This window comes from Desulfonatronum thiodismutans (genome assembly GCF_000717475.1).
In the GTDB taxonomy this organism is placed as follows: domain Bacteria; phylum Desulfobacterota; class Desulfovibrionia; order Desulfovibrionales; family Desulfonatronaceae; genus Desulfonatronum; species Desulfonatronum thiodismutans.
In genome coordinates this window covers 145520-166660 of the sequence record NZ_JPIK01000006.1, presented here as the reverse complement: position 1 = coordinate 166660, position 21141 = coordinate 145520, and the positions used below count along the sequence as shown (strand labels likewise).

At 58.3% G+C, this 21141-nt stretch carries 23 protein-coding genes; 16 read left to right on the top strand and 7 right to left on the bottom strand.

Going from position 1 to position 21141, the window contains the following annotated elements; all coding sequences use genetic code 11:
- Nucleotides 1-10 precede the first annotated feature (10 nt).
- The 6 genes from GY33_RS0106265 to GY33_RS0106230 all read right to left on the bottom strand — a co-directional run bounded on the left by GY33_RS0106265 (nucleotide 11) and on the right by GY33_RS0106230 (nucleotide 6727).
- The gene (locus GY33_RS0106265) at nucleotides 11-358 is read right to left on the bottom strand and encodes a hypothetical protein (RefSeq protein ID WP_031386519.1); all 348 of its coding nucleotides are present in this window, start codon (nucleotides 356-358) and stop codon (nucleotides 11-13) included.
- Nucleotides 355-2937 carry a DUF3987 domain-containing protein gene (locus tag GY33_RS19660; RefSeq protein ID WP_051822350.1) on the bottom strand — a complete coding sequence of 861 codons (2583 nt, stop codon included), beginning with the start codon at nucleotides 2935-2937 and terminating at the stop codon, nucleotides 355-357. The genes GY33_RS0106265 and GY33_RS19660 overlap by 4 nt, the downstream gene beginning before the upstream one ends.
- A 534-nt stretch (nucleotides 2938-3471) precedes the next feature.
- Nucleotides 3472-3939, bottom strand: coding sequence for a hypothetical protein (locus tag GY33_RS0106245; protein WP_031386516.1), 468 nt, complete (start codon nucleotides 3937-3939; stop codon nucleotides 3472-3474).
- Nucleotides 3940-3969: 30 nt separating this feature from the next.
- Nucleotides 3970-4200 carry a hypothetical protein gene (locus GY33_RS0106240; protein ID WP_031386515.1) on the bottom strand — a complete coding sequence of 77 codons (231 nt, stop codon included), beginning with the start codon at nucleotides 4198-4200 and terminating at the stop codon, nucleotides 3970-3972.
- A 231-nt stretch (nucleotides 4201-4431) separates the two neighbouring features.
- Nucleotides 4432-5184 carry a hypothetical protein gene (locus GY33_RS0106235; protein WP_031386514.1) on the bottom strand — a complete coding sequence of 251 codons (753 nt, stop codon included), beginning with the start codon at nucleotides 5182-5184 and terminating at the stop codon, nucleotides 4432-4434.
- A 214-nt stretch (nucleotides 5185-5398) separates the two neighbouring features.
- Entirely contained in the window at nucleotides 5399-6727 is a 1329-nt protein-coding gene (locus GY33_RS0106230; RefSeq protein WP_084184844.1) for a site-specific integrase, read from the bottom strand.
- 993 nt (nucleotides 6728-7720) lie between these two features.
- Between GY33_RS0106230 and GY33_RS0106220 the strand changes: the two genes are divergently transcribed.
- From GY33_RS0106220 to GY33_RS0106170, 11 genes are all read left to right on the top strand, one after another.
- Nucleotides 7721-9013, top strand: coding sequence for a tyrosine-type recombinase/integrase (locus GY33_RS0106220; RefSeq protein WP_035271447.1), 1293 nt, complete (start codon nucleotides 7721-7723; stop codon nucleotides 9011-9013).
- Between the two features lie 89 nt (nucleotides 9014-9102).
- Nucleotides 9103-9555 (top strand): hypothetical protein, encoded by a 453-nt coding sequence (locus tag GY33_RS0106215; protein WP_031386510.1) that lies wholly within the window; start codon nucleotides 9103-9105, stop codon nucleotides 9553-9555.
- A 205-nt stretch (nucleotides 9556-9760) separates the two neighbouring features.
- Nucleotides 9761-9967, top strand: coding sequence for a helix-turn-helix transcriptional regulator (locus GY33_RS0106210; protein ID WP_031386509.1), 207 nt, complete (start codon nucleotides 9761-9763; stop codon nucleotides 9965-9967).
- Between the two features lie 133 nt (nucleotides 9968-10100).
- On the top strand, nucleotides 10101-11381 hold the full coding sequence (locus GY33_RS0106205; RefSeq protein ID WP_051822349.1) for an AAA family ATPase: 1281 nt from the start codon (nucleotides 10101-10103) through the stop codon (nucleotides 11379-11381).
- A gap of 195 nt (nucleotides 11382-11576) precedes the next feature.
- Nucleotides 11577-12896, top strand: coding sequence for a DEAD/DEAH box helicase (locus tag GY33_RS0106200; RefSeq protein WP_031386507.1), 1320 nt, complete (start codon nucleotides 11577-11579; stop codon nucleotides 12894-12896).
- Nucleotides 12897-12910: 14 nt separating this feature from the next.
- A complete protein-coding gene (locus GY33_RS0106195) occupies nucleotides 12911-13951 on the top strand; it encodes an ATP-binding protein (protein WP_051822348.1) in 1041 nt (346 codons plus the stop codon).
- A gap of 22 nt (nucleotides 13952-13973) precedes the next feature.
- Complete coding sequence (locus GY33_RS0106190; RefSeq protein WP_031386505.1) at nucleotides 13974-14627, top strand: ribonuclease H-like domain-containing protein; 654 nt, start codon at nucleotides 13974-13976, stop codon at nucleotides 14625-14627.
- Between the two features lie 13 nt (nucleotides 14628-14640).
- Nucleotides 14641-15099: a RuvC family protein gene (locus GY33_RS0106185; protein ID WP_031386504.1), complete on the top strand. Its 459-nt coding sequence runs from the start codon at nucleotides 14641-14643 to the stop codon at nucleotides 15097-15099.
- Entirely contained in the window at nucleotides 15099-15413 is a 315-nt protein-coding gene (locus GY33_RS0106180; protein WP_031386503.1) for a hypothetical protein, read from the top strand. The genes GY33_RS0106185 and GY33_RS0106180 overlap by 1 nt, the downstream gene beginning before the upstream one ends.
- Nucleotides 15414-15730: 317 nt before the next feature.
- The gene (locus GY33_RS0106175; protein WP_031386502.1) at nucleotides 15731-16741 is read left to right on the top strand and encodes a hypothetical protein; all 1011 of its coding nucleotides are present in this window, start codon (nucleotides 15731-15733) and stop codon (nucleotides 16739-16741) included.
- On the top strand, nucleotides 16719-18590 hold the full coding sequence (locus tag GY33_RS0106170; protein ID WP_031386501.1) for a terminase gpA endonuclease subunit: 1872 nt from the start codon (nucleotides 16719-16721) through the stop codon (nucleotides 18588-18590). Before GY33_RS0106175 ends, GY33_RS0106170 begins: the two co-directional genes overlap by 23 nt.
- On the opposite strand, the gene GY33_RS21320 is transcribed toward GY33_RS0106170, so the two are convergent.
- Complete coding sequence (locus GY33_RS21320) at nucleotides 18545-18985, bottom strand: hypothetical protein (protein WP_084184838.1); 441 nt, start codon at nucleotides 18983-18985, stop codon at nucleotides 18545-18547. The two genes, GY33_RS0106170 and GY33_RS21320, sit on opposite strands and share 46 nt — an antisense overlap.
- On the opposite strand from GY33_RS21320, the gene GY33_RS0106160 reads away from it, so the two are divergent.
- Genes GY33_RS0106160 through GY33_RS0106140 form a run of 5 tightly spaced genes read left to right on the top strand, consistent with a single transcriptional unit; the run spans nucleotide 18984 to nucleotide 21127 of the window.
- The gene (locus GY33_RS0106160) at nucleotides 18984-19172 is read left to right on the top strand and encodes a helix-turn-helix domain-containing protein (protein ID WP_031386499.1); all 189 of its coding nucleotides are present in this window, start codon (nucleotides 18984-18986) and stop codon (nucleotides 19170-19172) included. The genes GY33_RS21320 and GY33_RS0106160 overlap by 2 nt on opposite strands.
- Before the next feature lie 38 nt (nucleotides 19173-19210).
- Nucleotides 19211-19459, top strand: a complete 249-nt coding sequence (locus GY33_RS0106155; RefSeq protein ID WP_084184836.1) for a helix-turn-helix domain-containing protein — start codon at nucleotides 19211-19213, stop codon at nucleotides 19457-19459.
- On the top strand, nucleotides 19437-20090 hold the full coding sequence (locus GY33_RS0106150) for a hypothetical protein (RefSeq protein ID WP_031386497.1): 654 nt from the start codon (nucleotides 19437-19439) through the stop codon (nucleotides 20088-20090). The genes GY33_RS0106155 and GY33_RS0106150 overlap by 23 nt, the downstream gene beginning before the upstream one ends.
- A complete protein-coding gene (locus GY33_RS0106145) occupies nucleotides 20077-20703 on the top strand; it encodes a hypothetical protein (RefSeq protein WP_031386496.1) in 627 nt (208 codons plus the stop codon). The genes GY33_RS0106150 and GY33_RS0106145 overlap by 14 nt, the downstream gene beginning before the upstream one ends.
- A complete protein-coding gene (locus GY33_RS0106140) occupies nucleotides 20693-21127 on the top strand; it encodes a hypothetical protein (protein ID WP_031386495.1) in 435 nt (144 codons plus the stop codon). Before GY33_RS0106145 ends, GY33_RS0106140 begins: the two co-directional genes overlap by 11 nt.
- Nucleotides 21128-21141: the final 14 nt, after the last annotated feature.

Below are 21141 nucleotides of genomic sequence, written 5' to 3'. Positions count from 1 at the left end.
GCTCCTATTTTTATAGTAATTGGTCAAGTTCGCCCCGGTAAAGGGCCTGGAACATCTCCGGATAAGCCTCCATCCAGAGGTTCGCTAAAAACGTGATCGAGTCCGCGTCCTGGTCTTTTGCAGACCACCAAAGCCCGCCCATACTGTCAGTGTGCAACTTGGCCGCGCCCATGCGGACCAGCTCGATGAATTCCTTCGCGGAAACAAGAGCCCGTTCGATCTCCAGGAGGATTGCCTCCTTGTTTTGGCGGATGTGATCCACCACCTGGGCCTGCTCTGCCTTGGGCAGGTAAGCCAAGCCCTTGATCCGTAGCTTGTCACCCTGCTTGATGATCTGGATATTGGAGGGGATGCTCATATTATTACTTCATCTTCTGAAATGAAGTCCTCAACGCCCTCAACGTCCTCAAGTCCAGTATTCTCAACTTCTCCCGAGTGGGGAGCAAAGCCCTCAATGTCCTCAACGTCCTCAAACTTAGCGTTTGCGCCGGTCTCCGAGTGAGGAGCACGTTGTTTTTGATCCACAACGTCCTTAAATCTCTTGATGAAGTCCTCGGCCTTTTGGTCCCAGAGGAGACAAAAAACGCCTTGCCGACCGTTTGCATGATGCTTGCCCTCAGAGACGCTCAGTCTGAGAGACCGGATAAACGCGCCCATGCTCTTGGCCGTCCTAAACTGATCCGTCTTGGTGGTCCGCTGGTTGTAACGCTCCTGAATGAGACCGACCGCCAGCCGCCCGGAGTCGATCTCCAGCTTGAGGTCCGCCAGGGTTCGAGCAAGGCGAAGGGTTCGGTCCGAGACCTCCTGCACCTGGGCTTCGTCCTTGCCCTGGAGGAGCCGGAGGGCGTCCACGGCCTGCCCCGCGTAGAACATGGCCAGCCGGATGCCGTCCTCGATGCCTGCCAGGGTCAACACGGGCCGGGGTTCTTCTCCAGCCGCAAACGCTCGGAGCAAATGGAGGGCACCTGCAAGCCGGAGGGCATATCCGACCGTCTTTGGAGTGAATCCTCGCACCAGGGCCGGGAGTTCGTGCTTTTGGCTGGATAGGTGGTTGCGCCAATCAAAAAACCGATCCTGGGCTTGCTGATCCAGTATCAGATCCAGCCGGTCCGGTCCGTTGAAGTCCAGCCCTTGGTCCTGGTTCGTTCTGTGATCCGACCAAGCCAACGCCCTGGAGATGACCTGCTCCCACGCTACCCGGTTCTCCTCGGTCCATGCCTCGGAGGTCAGGTCAAAGTGGGAGGGTGGTTCAAACGTAGGCAAAAACCTGTAAACCGTGCCGTCAGTCATATAAACGCCGTCCAGGGAGGTGAACGCTTTTCGGAATATCTCCGGCTGGATGCCGCCAGTGACCTGGGGTCTCGCTCCCTTGATATAGGCCGTCCGACCGCCAGCCCTGACAACTCGGGCAGGTCTCCCGTCATGGAGACAAAGCCAGCCCTCCCGGTCATCGCCGCCGCCTTTGTACTGGTTCTGACCGCTGATAAAGGAAGAGAGTTCGCTCTGAATGATGATGATGCCGCCCGTGGGGTTGCTGGTCAGGTCTTGCCGGAGACCTTCGAGGGTGCATCCAGTGGCGAAGTATCCACGGGCAGGGCGGGGCTTCTCAGCCTTGTACTTGTCCTTCTTGTCCAAGGAGTCATATTCTCGCTGATCCATATCTGCCCGTTCGTTCTCCTGCTCCTGTCTCTGGATCATGGGCCTGCAAAGCTCCCAGAGAGGAGCCGTCTTGCCTTCGCCGCTCTCTCTGATGTCTGCCATGTAAAAAATCAGAGGTTCGCGCCATGACCGCTTTGGAGAGACCGCCACAAGGTTGCCGACCGCTGCCGCTGTGACCGACAACGCCACGCCAGGGAGAGCAAGGGCACTGCCCGCGCATGAACGTGCCAACTGCTTAAGGGAGGTGGTGATCCGGTCCGGGAGCACGTCCCACGGGAATGGCACCCGAGGAAATAGCCTTTGCGCTGCCAGCCAACGATCCGCCTCGGCCTGATTCTGCTCTTGAGTTTGGGCATGATCTTGGGCTTGGGGATCTGGTTCGACGGTCTGGGCCGCCTCCACCTGGGCCTTGACGACCTCCAACCCGAGGGCTTGGTGAACGTCGTTAAAATCGACCTTGGCCTTGCCTGGGGTGGATGGCACCGCCAGCTTGCCGTCCACGGCCTGGGTCGCTTTGGTGGCGTAGGTCAAACCAGGGTTGCCGGGTTGATGGCCGTCCATGTCCGCGCAAATGATGATTTCCCGCTCGGGATACTTCGACCGGGCACCCTCGGCCACGGCCAGGAGGTTGCCGCAATCGAAAGAACAAACCACGGTCAGCCCGGTGCCCATGTGGAGGGAGAGTCCAGTCGATACACCTTCGCAAATCAGGAGAGGGCCGTCCGCGCCCTTGATGGCAAAAAAACCGCCTGGATACGTTGCGCCGGGGAGGTTCTTCTTCGTGCCGTCCTCCCAAATCCTGACCAGGGAGATGACTTCTCCCTTGACGTTCAGCCTGGGCACCAGGAGCACGTCCTTGAGCTCTTTGAGACCTGGAGCCGTGCCCACGCCCTTCTTGGCCAAATAGTGAGACCCGGAGCAATCCACGGCCTTGGCCAGCATTGCCCGCGCTGCCCGCGCCGTCGCCTGCCTCTCTCGCTTTAGCTTGGCCGCCGCCTCTTGCCGGTCCTTCTCGATCCGTTGCCGGAGTCGATCTCGGTCAGCCTGGGACAGGCCCTCCTTCGTGGATGACGTCCAGGTGCCTTCTTCGCCTGTCTTGTGGTTTTTGTAATATCCTGATGGTGGCCGGTCAGGATGTAGCTTGTAAACGCCGTCTCGGGTACCCTGCTTGCCGCCTTCGACCGGGCACCTGTGGAGGTTGCCGTCCGCCAAGATAGAGGATGGCCGGAGACCTGCCTGCCCGATGTGCTCTTGGAATTGGAGGATGTAGTCCTTCATCGTCTCACCTCGCTGTTTATCCAGGAGGTGATCTGGTTCGCCTTCGGATGGCCGGAGTGCTTGTCAGGATGGACTAAAAAGAGGAGGTCACGGGCATGGTCTTGGATAAACCGACCAATGTCCGCCAGGGGTTCGAGAGTACGGAGAGCCTGGAGTTCCCCCTCAAGCCGCCAAATCTGTTGACGTAGCTGGCGAATCTCAAAGCTGTGATCCGTGCTCCACGGCCTGGGAGGCGATTCGCCGCTGTTCCTACGTTCGCGCCAGCAATCCAGGCACCTGACTTTCCACTCTTCGCCGTGCTCATGGTAAAATTCTGATCCGCATTCGATGCAGTGCTTATAGGGCATGACCTCACCTCCCCCTGATCCAGGGAGTGAAGGTCATACCTATCAGTACGGCCAAAAAGGTGAGGGAGGTGATCCAGTCCTTGACCGCCAGCCTGACAAGGCTTATCGTTTTTTTGCTTCGCATTATGTAATCTCCTGATCAGCTCCCGAGGGATTCCGCCCCTCGGGAGTTTTTTTTGTGGTGTGGTTAGAAAATCAACTCTTCGTGGCGATCATCGAACCGATCTTCGAGTGAGAGCCTATCGATCTCCTCACGAGAAAATGTGGCAATGTAGGCACCGGTCGCCCGAAGCATTTTCCTCCATATTTTTCGACCCTTCATGCCGTCCCGCTCCACATGCACTTCTGCAAGCAATTCGTGAAGCTGAGAGCATTCCTTCCAGCCTTGCTTGCCGGTCGCCTTGGCGTCTTCAACTGTGAGGTCAAGGTCAAACATGTGGCAGTAATGAAAAAATAGCCGATCAAACATGCCGCAAAGCCCATCCAACGCTTGAAATTTTTCGAAATACTCATCTGCTTTTGACTCTGACATCCACTTGATAGCGTCAAAAGCCCGTGAGATGTCGATGTAGTCCTGTCGAGCCCACTCTTTGCCCTGCTCCACGTCCAGATTGACTTGCTTGAAAACCTTCCCGTTCGTGTCTGTCGCTTGCATGATATATCTCCTGATCTTGGTTGATGATTGTTACTTGCCACTTGCCTGTGAACGGTGCCGGAGCCAGTCCACCAGGGGCCTGACCGGATAAACCCACTTTTGCCGCCCGATCTTCTCCCTGGGAGGGCCTTCGCCAGCCGCATCCAGGTTCGCCATGTAGGAGCCCTTGATCGCGCCGCCGGTAAACGCCTCAATCTGAGACCGTGCCACGACCGCCGATGGCCACCTGTTCGCCAGGTCCGAAAACACGTCATTATGCATATGCTCTCACCTCCTTTTGCGTGAACGTGCCCATATTTTAATGGCTCCGCCCGGAGGAAATCTCGAACTATCAACACGCTCATCGCGAAAAGCTAAACCATACATTAAGCCCCACAACTCTTTGTCATTCCTTGAAAAAGGCAAAAAAAATCCCCTCGGGCTTCAACTCTCTGTGAGAGTGAAACCGGAGGGGAGTGACCGGAGAACCGGAGAGGTAAAAAAGGGAGGGGTTTACTTCAAGAGGTCCAGGACTCTATCCATACCCTCCTTGACCAGCTTTCGGCCTTGAGTCGTTGCGCTTTCATCTGTGCAATCATGACACCGCGCCACGTTTCGCCATATCATAGCGTTCAATTCTCTTTTATTGTTCGTATATTGCCCCTGACCTTTGTTCCGGATGTAGATACGGCAGGCCGCGAACTCTCTTTTCACTTTATTGATCAGCTTCTTGTCGTCGCCAAAGTGAGCATCCAGGCGCTTCTCTGCCTCGTCGACCATCCCAAGAGTGACATTGGGCTTTTGCTCCAGGAGACCGGCTTCGCCCGCTTCCAACAGGGGCAGGAAGCTAGCGTTCTTGTTCAACCTCGGGTGTGTGCCTGCCTCATCCAGCCAGCCGCCTTTGTGGTCTGGGGCCGTCTTTTCCCAGAACCACTCGGCCTCCGTTGCATAAAACCGAACACTGGACGACCGCATGAACCTCTGGATATTGCCCTCATGGTAAATATTGCGCATTGGGATTTCTTCGTGTTCCTCTTTTTCGGTAGAAACCATTATAAGCGTCCGGCTTTGGATGGCTTGGATAACTTGGCTAGTCGAGATTCCACGCTTGTCGCACTCGTCGGTGAAATACTCCAGATCATAAGTCTCGCTCTGCTTGACCTTAAGCTCTTGTCTTACCAGCATCTTGCCACCTAGAGAAGGGAATGTGGCCGAAATATCACTATGTCCCGAAACCGGCTCTTCTGGCTTTCGCTTCTTTGGCATGACACCTCCTGTGTGTCGATGTGATCTCCTGAGGGGGTACCCGGTCAGAATGCCAGGAGTGCATCTCTTCGCCGTGGGTCATGACGCCGCGACTAGACCGGGCATAATTTTTGAGGACATTGAGGACGTGAAGTCCTCATCCGTCAGCCCTTGCCTTGTGTTGCTTTGAGGATTTTAAGGACGTTAGGAACATTCTTTTGGACATAAAGAAAAATTACCTCTTGCCCTCCATAGGGATGACCTTCGCGCCCTGGGCCTTGGAGACGGCCTGCTCCAGGATGGATGCCGTTTGCCGGAGGTTATCAGGGGCAAGGTGTGAATATCTCTCGGTCATGGTATGTGATCCATGCCCAAGGAGTTTTTGCACCTGGTACAGAGAGACGCCGGAGCAAACAAGCCAGCTTGCACAAGTATGCCGCAATGAATGAAAAACAATCCGGTCCTCTCTGGAAGTCCGCCCTTTGTTCAGCCCTAACTCGTTGACCGCCTTCTCAAAATACTTACTTGGCCGCTGCTTGATGTTGCCGTAACGATCCGGGAATATCAGGGAGTCATGGTCTCCCTGCATCCTTCCCAAAAGCATGTCCTTGACCTGGGAGGTCATAAAAACAGTCCTACCCTTGCCGCTCTTGGATACTGCTTGCCGGATATAAATTGACCCGTCCTCCAGGTTCACGTCCTGCCAACGGAGTGATGCAATCTCACCCCAACGTAAACCGCAATGCAGAGAGACCAGGGCCATGTCATGGGTATCCGGCCCCTTCTTGCTTTGCTTCAGGGCCGCCAGGAGAGACGCTGCTTCGCCATGGGATAAAAAACGGTGTCGCTTGTTGTTGACCTTAACCTTTTTTGTGTGGGTTACGGGGTTGTCTCCCGTGTAGAAGGCAGGGTCTTGAGCCTTTGCCCAATTAAAAACTTGCCTGATGACCTGGAGGGCATAGAACGCCGTCCGAGGTGCCTTGCCCGCGTCCACGATTTTTTTTTGTATCTTGGCCAGCAAAAACGGAGAGACCTTCTTCATGGGCATGGAGACCAACTCCGGCTCGATCCAGCCAGCCCAAAGCTCTGCCTCCCGCTTCCAGGTCTTCGGTGCCTTGGTCCGGGATGACTCTTCGGCATATTGCGCCCATACCTGCCCGAAAGTGATCCCTTCGATCCGCTGCTCCTGCTCCAGCCGGAGACGTTCTGCCTCTGCCTCTGCCCGTCGCTGCTTATCGTCTTGCCGGGCCAGCTCTGCAAGTTCGCGTTTCTCCTTCAAAGTCCGAGGGCCTTCCCCGGTCTTCTGTGCTCTCTGGAGGTCCGCAAGGATAAGAGATGCCGCTTTTTCGTTGATGCCGGTCTTGCTGATCCAGCCGATGCTCTCGGCAACTGTCCTGCCCTCCCATTTATAGACTAACTGGAGGTACTTGTCCGGGGCATTGCCATGCCGCCGATCTGGATGCACTCGGTAACGGATGCCGGGATACGTGCTTTTTATCCATTCTTTCGCCATGTTATCGACCTCACGAGTCGCTCTTTCTGGTAAACCGTAAACGGCCCGCATCCAGCTTATTGACTGCAAAAACAATAGTTTATTACTGCTTTTTTGGTCAACCTGGATGGAGAGTGCTTCACTGGTAAGCCTGACCGCCAGGAGACCGCCAAAAACAAGGGCTTGCCGGCCATGTTTTGGTCAACTCCTGGTAAACCGATGTCGCTCTTTAAGTATCAGTAAGAGTGAAAAAGAATGAAGTCAAGGAAGGAATAAGAGGGCCTTTTTTATGTCTGTTATCAGTCACTTACAAGGCAAAAATGGAGAGGTGTGGAGAGGTGTGGAGGTGGCCGGAGACGGACTCTTAATCCGGAGGTTCAAGGTTCGATTCCTTGGTGACCCACCAGGACACTCAAAGGCTTACGATGAAAATCGTAAGCCTTTTTTTGTGCTCGAAGGCCAAAAGACGCCGATCCGGCCAACCGGTGTGGGCCTTGCCCTGTTTTTAGCCATGCCCTGCTCCACCTCCGTTGACCATGTAAGGCAAATCAGGGCAAATCGCTAGAGGTGATCAACCAGGGGCCGACCTTCTTTTTTTGAGCATACGACGGACCACTCAAAGATCTGTGCGAAAATCCCCCCTCGAAACGATTACGTGACTTTTACGTCATATTCGATAAAATTCCAGTTCTCCGACACCGCCAAAAAGCGACGAGGATGCGGACCTGGACGAGGCAAGTCCGTCGAAATAGAAAAGGGTTTACGATTGGAATCGTAAACCCTTGTTTTCATGGTGCGCCCGGAGAGATTCGAACTCCCGGCCTGCGGATTCGAAGTCAGAAAAATTTCTTTTTTCTAACCCTTCTATAAAAATTATATTTTCTTGTAAATTGATGTTGACATTGACTTTTTAAGTCTTCATTCAACATCATTCACTTGCACCAGCTTGACAATATTTTTACTCATGCGGTACCTATGCGGTACCTGCATTTTTGAATGATCCGCATGCCGGGAGTCGTGCTCCCGGTACCTGATCGAAAATCCGCAAGTCGGGGAGCGTGTGACATGAGCCAAAAAGACAACATCGTCAGGTTCACAAAGTCAAAGATTGATTCCCTGCCGATTCCCGAAAAAGGGGATGCTGTTTTCTGGGATTCCGAGGCAAAAGGGTTCGGCCTTCGGGTTTGGTCATCCGGGAAAAAAGTGTTCATCTACAAGACCCGGATCAAGGGCCGCCAAGTCAAAATGAACATCGGCACCTATGGAGCCATGACGCTGGACGCCGCCCGCAAGGCCCTCACCAAGCTGGCCGGGGAAATTGCTATCGGTCGAGATCCGGTTGCAGATCGGCACGAAGAAAAAGTTACCGGGGTTACCCTTGGCCAAGCTGTTGAAAGATACCTTGAGGACCGCGACCTAAAGCCCCGAACCGTCAGGGACGTGCTCGACTGTATGAAGCGTTTTTCCGAGTGGGAGGGCAAGCCCATCTCTGCGATCACCAGGGACATTGTTGCACGCAAGCACAAAGAGTTGGGCAAAATTAGCCATGCGCGTGCGAATTTGGCCATGCGTTACCTGAAAGCCATCCTGAACCATGCCAGCGAGGCCTTTGCCTATCCTGATGGGCGGCCACTGCTCCCGGACAATCCCGTGAAAATCCTCTCCGTGGGCAAGGCATGGTTCCACGTTGGCCGAAAGCGTACCTATCTCAGACATCACGAACTCAAGCCCTGGATAGCGGCTATCCTTTCCTTGGGCGAAGCGCCCGAGCGAGAACCAGGGACCGGGAACCAACACCGCAAGTTGAAGGCCGGGGATGATCTAGCGGATCTGTTCATGACTCTGCTACTCACCGGGTTGCGCCGGAACGAGGCCCTGGGGTTAAAATGGGCGGACGTGGATCTGAAGTGGCAGGCCTTAACCATACCCGATCCCAAGAACCGACAGCCGCACACCCTCCCGCTGGGGAAACACCTTTTCAGCATCCTGGCCCGACGGAAAAAAATGTCGGACACCGATCTGGTTTTCGAGGGCCTGGACAACTGCATCCGTTACGGTCTAGCCAGGGTTGAGAAGGAAACCGGCATTCGCGTGACGCCTCATGACCTACGCCGGACGTTCTCCACCATTGCCGAGTCCTTGGACATTCCCGCCTATGCGCTCAAGGCCCTGCTCAACCATAAGACCAGTGGGGACGTAACCGCCGGATATATTCAGATGACGCCCGATCGGCTCCGGGCTCCAATGCAGAAGATCGAGGACTTCATCCTGGCCGAGGCCGGACTGACCGACCAGGGCGATAACGGCACATCGAAAGTGCTGGATTTTCCGGGCAAGATTGCCGTTGTAGCCGCTTAAACGTTTCCCGCGTCCTAGGGTCGCTCCCGAAAAGCCGTAACCTGGACGGCCTGGCCGCGGGGAAAACCAGGACCCTGCAGGAGGGATGAATGACGCAGCAAAGCGAAAGTCCGTTGCAAAGAGCCATGGAACTTGCCCAGGCGCAAAACTATTGCCTGACGATGGGCATTCCACTGGATAACCTTTTCCAGGACCAGGCTAAAGAGGCGCGCCGGGATGCCACGGAATTCCGACTGCGATTGGCCGAGGCGGAGCGCGAGCGCGACGAGGCCCGAGCGGAGTTGGCCAAGCTGAAACGCGAGCGTAAGCCAAGCGCCGAAGATTGGAGGCAATCAGTTTCAGCCATTGTGGGCGGTATTATGAACAGCGAGTTGGTTCGCAAGCACAGGGATGATCACGGACTGGAACCCGTCTCCCTTAGTCGGAATGATTTTTTTGGGCTATGGGACGGGCAGCCTGTCCGCCAAGAAGCTGAAAAGGCAGCCTGGGAGGCACTGCCCGAAAGTATGCGAAACACACGAGGAAAGAAACGCCAAGGGTAACCCTCCACTCAAAGGCAACCCTCAAAGGGGAAAGTCACAGTACTTACAAAATGTGACTTTCCCCTTTTTTCGTTTTTTATCAATATTTTCTTAATGTTGAACGGAGTGGGGAAAGAAGGGGGACAAAATATCTATTTCACCAACTGTGCGTTGGTGCTCCTCCGTGCGATTTTGGGTTCATCCAAAATCACATGGAGGTACTTAAATGACCCTGCCGCAACTGAAGACCGAAGACGAGCTTTGTGCCTACTTGGGAAAATCGAAAGCCTGGGCGCAGCGCTCCCGCCTTGACGGCTCAGGCCCCTCCTTCATCAAGGTTGGCCGGAAGCCACTCTACCGCCTGGACGCGATCCATTCCTGGCTTGAAAGCCGCACCAGAACATCCACGTCTGACCAAGGGGGGCGGAAATGACCCCTCAAAACGACGAAAGGCCAGCCCCCGGCAGGACTGGCCCCTCTCAAAAATTCATACACCGACAGCGCATTTTTTACTCATTCCCCGAAAAAAGTCAAGTGGTTGCGGCTGAGTCGTGGAGGCAATCGCCATGACCGCCCCCGACCATGCCCAGGTGAATGAGCACCCCCCTACCCCTCCCTTTGATCAGCGGGAAGTCCTCGAAGAGTACGTGCGCCAACTCCGGGAAGAGGGTCAACGCGGTAGCGACTATGGCCCCAGCATGGTGGACATGGCCATCGCTACGGCTGACTCGACCATGGCGAACGAGAACAGAGCACTGAAAATCCGGCTGGAAAAGCTTCAAAAAGTCTCAACGGAACAGCGGAAGATCATCGCGGCCAGCCAGGGCGGGCAGGAATCAGCCGGGGACGTGTTCCGGTTCGTTTCGTTGAGCGAAATGCCCCTGATCCCGCCCCGGATGATCATGCCCCCGCTGCTGGAGGACGACGCTCTGATTCAGCTTTTTGGTGAGTCCGGAGCCGGAAAGACCTTCTGCGCGTCGGACATCGCGAATTCCATCGCTAGCAAAACGCCATTCCATGGCCTGAATATCAGGAAGTCCGGCCACGTCATCTACCAACTCGGAGAGGGAATCGGCGGGTTCAGGCGACGGGCCAGGGCCTGGGAAATTGTCCGTGGCGTAGATCTATCCACCGCCCCCATTTCCGTATCTACCCGGCCAATAGGTCTGATCGACAAAGGGTCAGCTGACACCATGTGCCGGGCCATCGATCAGGCGTCCGCGATCCACGGTCCCCCGGTCCTCTTGGTGGTCGATACCCTGGCCCGGAACTTCGGCGCGGGCGATGAGTCCAGCACCAAGGACATGAACGCCTTTGTGGCCGTGATGGATATGATCCGGACCCGATACGGCTGTTCGATCATGCTCGTCCATCATCCCGGGCACGGGGATAAGACTCGTGGCCGCGGCGCGTACTCCCTCCCGGCGGCCATCGATGTGAACCTACGCCTTGAAAAGGATGCTGACGGGATGATTCGCCTTGAGGCCGTCAAAATGAAGGAGGCCGAAATCCCTCCCCCACTCGCTTTCAAACTGGCTTCCGTTGATCTGGGCATGGTGGACGAGGACGGGCAGCCCGTAACATCGGCGGTCCTACGCTCCGTCGAGTACACCCCACGATGCACGGAATCTAAAGCTGGAAACGGCAAAAACCAAAAAACAGCCCTAGACGCTCTGCGCCGAATACACCGCCCAGGGGATCGAACCGCACTGGACGCTTGGCGGGCAGCACTCCGGGCGGAAGGCATGCCAGCACCACGTGCCAGGGAAGCAACACAATCCCTGATCGATGCCGGACGAGTCTATCTCAGCAATGACGGAGGGGTCTATGCGACAGGGGACGATTGACCATCCAGGACGGGGACGACGAGACGAATATCTAAGATATATTCGTCTCGTCGTCCCCCGTCCGTTGGTCATGGCCTTTCGTTTCGTTCGTCCCTGTTTCGTCCTTAATTCGTCCCTGTTTCGTCTCTTGAACGCCATCTGCGGAGAAAATTCGTCCCTGTTTCGTCTCTTGAGAGAATCCACGGAGAAAAAGCCATGACAACCGTCACGATATCGTCTCAAACGCACCTGGAAAACATCCCCGCGTCCGCCCTGGAGCGCATCAAGCAATCCCTCACAATGCGCAACCCAGCCCACGCCGAGGCCGTGAAGCACGGGCGGTGGACCGGGAAGATTCCTCAGGAGTTGCGCTTCTACGAAAATACCCTGGACGGCCTGACCATCCCGCGCGGCTTCACGGACCAGGCCCTGACCATTCTGGCCGGCCAAAACTGCCCCGCCGCCGTCGTTGACCACCGCCTGACCCTCCCGGACATGGACCTAACCTTCCAGGGGAAATTGCGGCCGTACCAGACCGAAGCAGTGGCCGCGGTACTCGGGCGGGACCATGGCGTCTTGGAGGCCAGCACGGGTTCCGGGAAGACCGTCATGGGGCTGGCCGTGATTGGGGCCCGGAAACAGCCGACCCTCGTCCTTGTCCATAACAAGGAGCTGCTGAACCAGTGGGCGGACCGAATCCGTCAGTTCCTCGGAATCGAGGCTGGGTTTATCGGTGACGGCAAGTTTGACGTGCGGCCCGTGACCGTCGGCATCGTCAACACGGTACGCCGCCGTCTGCCCGATCTGATCGGCAAGTTTGGCCAGGTCGTGGTTGATGAATGCCACCGAGCACCGGCAGCGATGTTCTCGGAGTGCGTCAAGGAGTTCCCGGCCAAAAACCTTCTCGGGCTCAGTGCAACACCTTTTCGCCGGGACGGGCTGGATAAGCTGATTTTTTTCGCCATGGGCGATCTTGCCCACAAAGTTGATCCTGGGAAGCTGGTGGAGTGCGGCGCGGTCCTGGAGCCGACCATCGTCGTTTCCGAGACCGAGTTTTTTTACAGCTACGCGGACGACTACGCCGCCATGGTCACCGCCCTGGTCGAGGATACTGAGCGCAACGTCCAGATCATTCACGACGTGGTGACGTTCACGAAAGGCAACGGAACGTCCCTCTTGGTCAGCGACCGGGTGAGCCACTGCGAGGAACTGGCCGAAGGCATCCGTCACCGTGGCCTGGCCGTGGAAGTGCTCACCGGCGGCACTCGGGCGCAAGACCGGGCGCGGATCGTGGCAGACGTTCAGGCGGGCCGGGTGCAAGTGCTCGTCTCAACCATGTCGTTGATCAGCGAGGGCTTTGATTGCCCCGGCCTGGACCTGCTCTTCCTGGCAACCCCGGTAGCCTACCGGGGACGGCTCATGCAGGTGGTCGGGCGTATCCTGCGACCTGCTCCGGGCAAAACGCCATACGTCATTGATTACGTGGATCACCGGGTGCCCGTTCTCAGGCATCAGGCAAAAAAACGTTGGGAATAACACAGGAGGAATACATGCAATTTCAAAAGGCACAGCGAAAGAAGGCGAAACTTCGGCTTGCTCTGTCCGGCCCGAGTGGATCCGGAAAAACCTTTTCCGCCCTGCTCATCGCCAAGGGGCTGGCTCCCGGCGGACGTATCGCCATGATCGACACCGAAGGCGGCTCCGGGGAGCTGTACGCTGACCACGAGGGCATGCCGGAATATCACTGCCTGCAATTCTCACCGCCCTACACTCCGGACCGGGCGGTGAAGGCGATCCAGGCCGCGAAGGGTGCCGGTTTCGACGTCGTGATTTTCGATAGTCTCTCCCACGTCTGGATGGGCGAAGGCGGTCTGCTGGAAATGGTGGACACCGCCGGGCAAGGCTTACGCGGCAACACCTTTGCCGCGTGGAAAGCGGTACGGCCCCACGAAAAGAAATTCCTGGAAGCCCTGGTCCGGACGGATATTCACATCATCGTAACGATGCGCACAAAAACAGCGTGGGAAATCACGAAAGACGAGCGAACCGGCAAGACCAAGCCCGTCAAACTCGGGCTGAAGCCGGAGCAGCGCGAAGGCCTGGAGTACGAGTTCACGACCGTCCTGGACTTGGCCGTGGACGGCAACGTGGCGTCCGCATCCAAGGACCGAACAGCTCTGTTTCGCGGGAAATTCTTCGTCCCAGGAGAAGACACCGGGATTCAGCTTCGTTCCTGGCTGGAACATGGCGCCGACGCCCCGGTCCCAACGCCGCCCACGACGCCGCAACCGGAGCAACCCGCTCCCTCTGCCCCTGCTCAACCTGCCCAGCCTGCTCAACCCCAACCCGCCCCGGGTGCCCACGGCCCCGTGGTGGATATGGCCTCCGACGCCCAGCGCAAGAAGATATTCGCTCAGGGTCGTGAACTCGGGCTGGACAAGGACCAGCTCCTTGAGCGCTGCAACGCCTGGCTCAGAAAGACGAGCCGCCCCGAGGTGACCAGCATTGCCGATCTGGACAAGTGGGCGGCGTCGGGCCTGATCGAGGCCATGACCAAGAGCAAGCCCCAGATGGATGAATGCCCGGTCTAACCTCAACAAACTGGAGGAAGTTATGCATATTTTTCTCGATATCGAAACTTTGCCTGGCCCGAATCCGCCAGCACTGGAAAGCATCAAGCCCCCGAGTAATTACCGCGACCCCGTGAAAATCCTGCAATATCAGCAGGAGAAGCAGGAAGAAGAGTGGCGCAAGCAGGCCCTGGACAGCATGCGAGGCGAAATCCTGTGCATCGGCTTCCAGGTTGGCGAGGACGACGAACCCCGCTCTTTCACGAGCGGCCTGGGCGAGGTTGGAGACGAAGCGGACGTGCTGCGCGAATTTGAGAACGCAGTCATCGAAGAATGCGGTCGCGACCGTCCCGAGTGGGTAGCGTTCAATGGTCACGGCTTCGACCTGCCCTGGATATGGCGCAAGTCCATCAAATACGGCCTCGAGTTTCTGCCCGGCATGATCAACTTCGACCGTTACCGGGGAAACATCATTGACCCCATGCGCCTCTGGTGCCCCCACGATTATCGCGGGTACGTAAAACTTGGCGATCTGGCCGAATTCTTGGGCATCGGCGCGAAGACCCAAGGCTTCGACGGCTCAATGGTTTTCGACGCTTGGCGCGAAGGAAGGCTGGAGGAAATCGCCGCATATTGCCGCGATGACGTCCAGCTGTTGGCCGCGGTGCATCGTGCCTTGTCCCAGTACCTCAGCTGATGGAGGATTTTTCGTGACTCTCACAAAAGCATGGATCGGCGTCGATCCCGGCGCTTCCGGCGCGGCTGCGCTGATCACCGCGGACGGGGAAGTTTTGGTCATGGATTGGCCGGGCTCCGTGCTGCTGGCCGTGGGAACCGTCCGGACGTGGCGAATGGAACACCAGATCGAGCTGGCAGCCCTGGAATCCGTTCACGCCATGCCGAAGCAGGGCGTCAGCAGCATGTTCAAGCTGGGCTCAAACTTCGGGCAGTGGCAAGGGCTGTTGGCTGCTCTTGGTGTTCCGTTTGTGCTGGTCCGTCCCCAGGAGTGGCAAAAGGGAGTGCTCCACAAATGCGACGGGCCGGACACGAAGAGCCAGTCACTGGAGGCAGCCCGGCGGCAATGGCCCGACGTGGACCTGAGCCTGAAGAAACATCATGGCCGGGCGGACGCTCTTCACTTGGCTGCGTATGCACGGAGGGTCAAGTAATGGGCTTCCGATTGCCACCTCCCGACGTGATAGCCGTTGACGTGGACGGCACCCTGTTCCGCCCTGTGCCGGGTCAACGCGAGATGGAGGCCAATGCCGACCTCATCACCTGGATACGCGAGCGCAAGGCCGAAGGCTTCACCATCATGATCTGGTCGTTGCGCGGCCAGGAGTACGCACAGGACGCGGTTGACCTGGCCGGGATCGGTGACGTGGTTGACCTCGTTCTGTCAAAACCCGGTTACGTGGTCGATGACACTGGATGGAACTGGATTCGCGAAACGCTTATCGTGCCAGGATTTACAGAACAGTGACACGAATAAGCACACACTTACCAACTGACCACGGGAAGCAGGCCGGAACCCAGGCAACCGGCCTGCTCCCTGTGTTTGCCGGGAAATGTGCCCCGTCCTGGCCCACAACGGCCACGGAATCGCGTGAACCCCTTTGGGATGTTCGACCTTGGGAAATCATGTTTTACGCGGGTTATCGGTCAAGCTGTGACGCACCAGATATGCGCGGGTCCTTCCTGGGGTCTAAAGGACGGGGGTTTCGTGCGGGGCGCGGCCCTTCCCTGAATTTCTGCTTGAAAAACAGTGCTTTATATGTATGGCACTCGGAGGCGTAGCCCATGACTGACGCACCTATCTTGAATTATCGTAATACTTTCGGCTTTGTGGCGTACGGAAGCATCCTGGCAAACAGTATCACGAAGGGCGACCACGGAGACCGGACGGGATCACGCTTCGTCTACAACTTCCGCAAGTCCGGCAAACAGTCGGAGCGGGTCAAGGCCCTGGTGGAGGGCTTCCGGACGCTCAAGGGCTGCAAGTCCATTGCCGTGATCCCCGGCCACACTCCTGCGCCCACTCAGCTTCAGCAGCTCTTCGGCGTCACGATCCGCCGCCGCTCCACCGTGCCTGACCGGAACCGGAAGCACCACCAGGAGTTGCCCAAGGGTTACGGGAAAAGCTTCGTCATCCCCAAGGACCTGGAATTCCCGGTCCTGCTGCTCGACGACCTGTTCGTCTCTGGCCGGACCATGGAGCACTTCCGGCTTGCCCTGGAGCGCCGCGGTCACTTTCACCTCGGAAGCCAGGTCGTCTGTCTGGCCCTCGGGATCGACCACAAGCTGAATCCCGAGCCCACGGGTGAAACCATCGCCATCGAGACGCCCCGGCCCGGCCAGAAATCGCCGAAGCTGCGCATCCCGAAGCCTGAGCCCCAGGACGCCCCTCAGGACGCCCCCGTGGACATCCCCATGGACCTTGCACCGGCCAACCTGACGGAAGAGGGCCTGGACGCCGCCCTGGCTCGTCTGCGCTGGGCTGAAAAGGCGACATTCGCGGCCTTCCAGGAGGCGCGGGACGGCAAGAGCCTCAAGGCCTGGTCCGGAGCGCTGGACCTGCTGCGCAAGCTGGAGGGCAACGTCATTGAGGTGCTTCAATCCCGCCGGGAACTGCTCCCGGCCTCCGAGGTGAAAACGTGGCTGGGCAGGCAGATCGACGCGGCCAAGTCCAGTCTGCTCGACCTGCCCGGACGCCTGGCCCCCGGACTGGAGGGCCTGCCCTGGCCGGAGATGCAGAAGATCATGGAACGTGAAATCCGGGAGGCCCTGCGTGGACTGTCAAACCAACCTTGAAAACTGGTGGAAGGACTACTGGTCCCCGCCCGCCCTGCTCAACCCGTGGGAGTGGGCCGAAGAGAGCCTGGAGCTTTCCGCTCGTAGCACTCCGTTCCCTGGCCGGTTCACCACGGTACGGACCCCGTTCGTCCGCGTCCCCCTGGAGGCATTTCAAGATCCGGTTGTCCGACGTGTGACCGTGTGCTTCAGCGCACAGTCAGGCAAAACCACCGTCTTATCCGTGGGCTTGGCCTACGTCATCGACCAGGCCCCCGGCCCGATCCTCTACACCCTGCCCAGCGAGAACGCGGCGCTGTCCTTCAGCCGGAACCGCCTGCAACCGCTGATCCAGGATTCCCCCGTCCTGGCCCGGCACTTGACCGATAGGAAGCATGATTTCAAGGGCCTGGAAATGATGCTCGACCGGCTGACCATCAACCTCGTGGGCGCGGCCAGTCCCGCCCAGCTCGCCATGCGCCCTATCCGGTATCTCTTCGCGGACGAGATCGACAAGTGGCCCCTGGGCACTGACCGGGAAGCCGACGCCTTGTCCCTGGCCATCGAGCGCGTGAAATCGTTCCGGAACCACAAGATCGTCCTGGCCAGCACGCCCACGACGGACAAGGGCGCGATCTGGCAGAACTACCAGGCCGGGAGCCGGGAGGAATATCATATCGTCTGCGCTGAGTGCGGCGCGTCCTTCCCCCTGGAGTGGGAGCTGATCAAGTGGCCCCAGACGCTGGACCTGGAAGAGGTCCGGGCCTCTACCTGGCTGGAGTGCCCTGGGTGCAAGGCCACGTTCACGGAGCGGGAAAAGGTCCGGCTACTCCAAGCTGGTGAATGGGTGAAGACGAACCCCCTTGCACCGGCGGACCACCGCTCCTTCCGCATCAACGAACTGGCCTCCCCGGTTTCTCGCTGGGGCGACCTGGCCGTCAAGTTCCTCAGCGCCCGGGCCGCACAGAAAACCGGGGACCTGGGGCCGCTGCATTCGTTCATCAACTCGTCATTGGCGCAGCCCTGGAGCGAACCCGAGCACATGGCCCACAAGCGGCCCGAAGAGATTCAAAAGCTCTGCGATCACCGCTCCCAGGGCGAATTGCCCGACGTGCCCTTGGCAGTGCTCACCGCCGGAGTGGACACCCAGGACAACGGCTTCTGGGTCGTGATCCGGGCATGGGGCGAAAACATGGCCTCCTGGCTTGTCCGGGAAATGTTCGTCCCGGATACGGACGTCTTGGTGGAGACCATGCTCAACTCCCGCTTCGCGCATCCTTCCGGCCAGGAATTCGCGGTCCGCCTGGCCTTCATCGATTCCAGCGGCCACCGAACGGCTGAGGTTTACGAGCTTTGCCGCCGCATCCCCGTGTTCAAGCCGATCAAGGGCGAACAGAAGATTTTCGGCGGCACCTGGAAGAACTCGCTCCTGGACCGGTACACGGGCCGTGACGGCAAGTCCTACCCGATCCCCGGCGGATTGCAGCTGATCCGGCTGGACACGACATTTTACAAGAACATGCTGTCCGCAAAGATGAGCCTTGACCCCGAGGGGCCCGGAGCCATGCGCATCACCGCGGACGTGTCCGGGGATTACTTCAGCCACATGACTTCCGAGTACCGGGACGCCAAAGGCTACTGGCAGCGCCCCAAGCACAAACGCGGGGATCTCTGGGACTGCGAGGTGTACAACCTGGCCTGCGCGGATTTCCTCGGGATCAGGGATTGGAAGGCGACGAGCGTGGAGCCCAAAAAAGCCACGGTGGCACCCAAACAGGCCAACCCTTTCACGGAAGGCGCCAATCCGTTCAGCCGGACAGGCCGTCAACTGCCCTCCTGGTTCACCAGCCGTGGAGGTCGCCTATGGTGAAGCGTCTCGTAGGCCTCAAGGCCATCGCGGCGCATCTTGGGCGCAGCGAGAACACCGTCCGCCGGTACATCCAGGTTCACGGCCTGCCCGTCCATAAAGTGGGCGGACTGATCGAGGCGGACAAGCAGGCACTGGATGAATGGCGCGGCGTGGACAAGCCGGTCGTGGTGGCTCAGGGAGATGAAGTTATTATCCCGAGACGGGACAATAAAAGCCAACCAAAGAGCATAGCCAGGCCGGAACAGCCGTCGGTCATGGTGGAGCAACCCGCTCCAAGGGCAACACAGCATGGCCGTGGTTCTTGCCACGTGCCGCCCACGTTCCGGCCAGAAAATGCGGCCGTATTTTTTGAAGACCAAGATCCTCGTGAACACAAGATAGAGAGGTGGACCCATGCAATACCAACTCCTGAACGTTGAACAGACCTGCAAAAGGCTGGCCTGCTCCAAGCGCCACGTTTACGACCTGATTGAGGAAGGAGCCCTGGAGCACGTCCGCATCGGCAAAAAGCGCGGACTGCGCATCCTGGAAAGCAGCCTGGTGGAGTTCATCCGCTCTAAGTTAGGTGCATCACGTGCATAGTGTGCGCGTAAGGGATTGAACAAGAGAGTTCATCGGGTATGTTGCGGGAAACAAGGAGGACGCGACACATGTTGCAAACCGATATGAAAGCCGTTTTTCAGCGCAGCGGGATGACCCAGGCGGAATTGGCAAAGAGGCTGGGAATTTCCGTCGGTTCTCTCAACAACTACCTGAACGGTCGGCAACCCATTCCCGGCCACGTCCTGGACCGTCTGGCCCTGCTGGCCGACGCTCATCGAATCCTAACCCCTGGAGGATATCCGCATGGATCAACCATGTACGCTTGATGACTATTACGCGAAGATTTCGGAAATAGACGGCCAGATCGAGGCCAAGCTCCAGCGGAAAGAAGAATTGGAGCAGGAGCTTGCCCAGGCCAAGGACGCCCTGGGTCAGGCCGAAAACCGAAAGCAGGAGGCCATTACCCAAGTGGCCCGCAACGGCAACAACAAGGCGACCACCACGGCCCTGGACAAGGCAATCGCTGAGGTCGATCAGGCCCGGAAGCACGTCGAGGACACCGAGCGCATGGTGACCGTGATCCGTGCCGACATCAACGAACTACGCAGCGAGGTGTTCAGGGTCGAGCGGCAATCCCGCGGCAGGTATCGGGACGTGCTGACAGTAGTCCGGGACCGGTCCCTGGAACGGGTCCGGGAGGTGGAGGACGCCGCCTGGCTGGCATGGCAGGCAGAGCGGGAACTTGGGAGAACCCAGAGCTTCGCGAACTTCGCGGCCAAGCTGTTCCCGACCGCCGCCGGGTACGACTGGGATGCCCAAGCCTATGCGACATCCAGCGGAACCATGTCGTTCCCGAAAATCCCAGACGGTTTTCCACAGATCCCCGAAGCCCCAAAGTCGAAACACCTTGACTCGTGCGACCGACGCGAGATGGAGATTGCCCATGCTGACAGCTGAAATTCAGAAGGTCACCGGGCCGATATTTGAGCGGCTGGGCCGGGACCACGGGTCCGAGTTCGACGCCTACAAGGCCCGGCTTGTGGCCGGCCAAAAGCTGACCATGGCGGAAATGCAGCAGAAGTTTCCTCATGTGCTGGACTACTGGAAGGCCCGCTTCCGTGCGAAGGCTCAAGCGGGCAAGCCTGCTGCTGACAACACCCAGAGCCCCAAGCCCGCCCGGGTGTACACTGACCCGGCGCAAGCAGTTGCGGCTGCTGAAAATGAAACCATTGACCTGTTCGCCGCCATGTACGGCGAACAGGCCGGAAACCGGCTCCGAAGAGCCTGTGAGGATCGAAAAATGGCCAATGCGAACCCGGAGGCTTTCTATCGAACACAGCCCCAGACCACCGCCCCTACACCGCCCCCGGCCCGGACCGAGAGCCCCATGGTCATCGAGGCCCGCCGCCGGGCCGGATTGCGTGTTGATCACCCTCTTGAGGGGGAATCCCCTCTCGTGGCCAATGCCCGGTTGAGGGCGGCGAAGGAACATTCGTCCGCCGAAAATCCCCTCATCGCCAATGCCCGCCGCCGGGCGGAAGCGGCAAAGGAAGGGCAACATGACTCTTGATCACGTCGAGCACGTCGAGCAGAGCCAGACCCCGGCGGAAGGCCATGAGTTCGACATTGAGGCCTTCCAGGTACACAACCCGAAACTGTTCACCGCCATCTTTCAGGCAGGGCAGGCGGACCTCGTGTCCCTGCTGAAAGTCGTCCTGCCAGAAGACACCATGTCCCGGCTGGGCAGCCTCCTGGAATCCGGCGTCACCGCCGCCCAGGCACGGGCAATGGGGTTCACCCTGGAGGCGTCCGGAGAAGGCGCGGACCGACGGCGCATTCTCCAACTGCTGGAAAAGGGCCTGGAGGTGAACGCCAACCTGGGTCAGGCCATGCCGGGAGTCACCGGCCCCCACGGCAAGCAGGAAAGCCCCCTGGTGGCCAACGCCAAGATCAGGGCCACTGAGGACGCCAAACGTCAAGCTCAGGCATCATAGACCGGCCTTCAAAA

Coding starts and splice junctions, on each gene's coding strand:
- GY33_RS0106265 (WP_031386519.1), bottom strand. CDS start 358: ATGAGCATCCCCTCCAATATCCAGATCATCAAGCAGGGTGACAAGCTA.
- GY33_RS19660 (WP_051822350.1), bottom strand. CDS start 2,937: ATGAAGGACTACATCCTCCAATTCCAAGAGCACATCGGGCAGGCAGGT.
- GY33_RS0106245 (WP_031386516.1), bottom strand. CDS start 3,939: ATGCAAGCGACAGACACGAACGGGAAGGTTTTCAAGCAAGTCAATCTG.
- GY33_RS0106240 (WP_031386515.1), bottom strand. CDS start 4,200: ATGCATAATGACGTGTTTTCGGACCTGGCGAACAGGTGGCCATCGGCG.
- GY33_RS0106235 (WP_031386514.1), bottom strand. CDS start 5,184: ATGCCAAAGAAGCGAAAGCCAGAAGAGCCGGTTTCGGGACATAGTGAT.
- GY33_RS0106230 (WP_084184844.1), bottom strand. CDS start 6,727: ATGCGGGCCGTTTACGGTTTACCAGAAAGAGCGACTCGTGAGGTCGAT.
- GY33_RS0106220 (WP_035271447.1), top strand. CDS start 7,721: ATGAGCCAAAAAGACAACATCGTCAGGTTCACAAAGTCAAAGATTGAT.
- GY33_RS0106215 (WP_031386510.1), top strand. CDS start 9,103: ATGACGCAGCAAAGCGAAAGTCCGTTGCAAAGAGCCATGGAACTTGCC.
- GY33_RS0106210 (WP_031386509.1), top strand. CDS start 9,761: ATGACCCTGCCGCAACTGAAGACCGAAGACGAGCTTTGTGCCTACTTG.
- GY33_RS0106205 (WP_051822349.1), top strand. CDS start 10,101: ATGACCGCCCCCGACCATGCCCAGGTGAATGAGCACCCCCCTACCCCT.
- GY33_RS0106200 (WP_031386507.1), top strand. CDS start 11,577: ATGACAACCGTCACGATATCGTCTCAAACGCACCTGGAAAACATCCCC.
- GY33_RS0106195 (WP_051822348.1), top strand. CDS start 12,911: ATGCAATTTCAAAAGGCACAGCGAAAGAAGGCGAAACTTCGGCTTGCT.
- GY33_RS0106190 (WP_031386505.1), top strand. CDS start 13,974: ATGCATATTTTTCTCGATATCGAAACTTTGCCTGGCCCGAATCCGCCA.
- GY33_RS0106180 (WP_031386503.1), top strand. CDS start 15,099: ATGGGCTTCCGATTGCCACCTCCCGACGTGATAGCCGTTGACGTGGAC.
- GY33_RS0106175 (WP_031386502.1), top strand. CDS start 15,731: ATGACTGACGCACCTATCTTGAATTATCGTAATACTTTCGGCTTTGTG.
- GY33_RS0106160 (WP_031386499.1), top strand. CDS start 18,984: ATGCAATACCAACTCCTGAACGTTGAACAGACCTGCAAAAGGCTGGCC.
- GY33_RS21320 (WP_084184838.1), bottom strand. CDS start 18,985: ATGGGTCCACCTCTCTATCTTGTGTTCACGAGGATCTTGGTCTTCAAA.
- GY33_RS0106155 (WP_084184836.1), top strand. CDS start 19,211: ATGTTGCGGGAAACAAGGAGGACGCGACACATGTTGCAAACCGATATG.
- GY33_RS0106150 (WP_031386497.1), top strand. CDS start 19,437: ATGGATCAACCATGTACGCTTGATGACTATTACGCGAAGATTTCGGAA.
- GY33_RS0106145 (WP_031386496.1), top strand. CDS start 20,077: ATGCTGACAGCTGAAATTCAGAAGGTCACCGGGCCGATATTTGAGCGG.
- GY33_RS0106140 (WP_031386495.1), top strand. CDS start 20,693: ATGACTCTTGATCACGTCGAGCACGTCGAGCAGAGCCAGACCCCGGCG.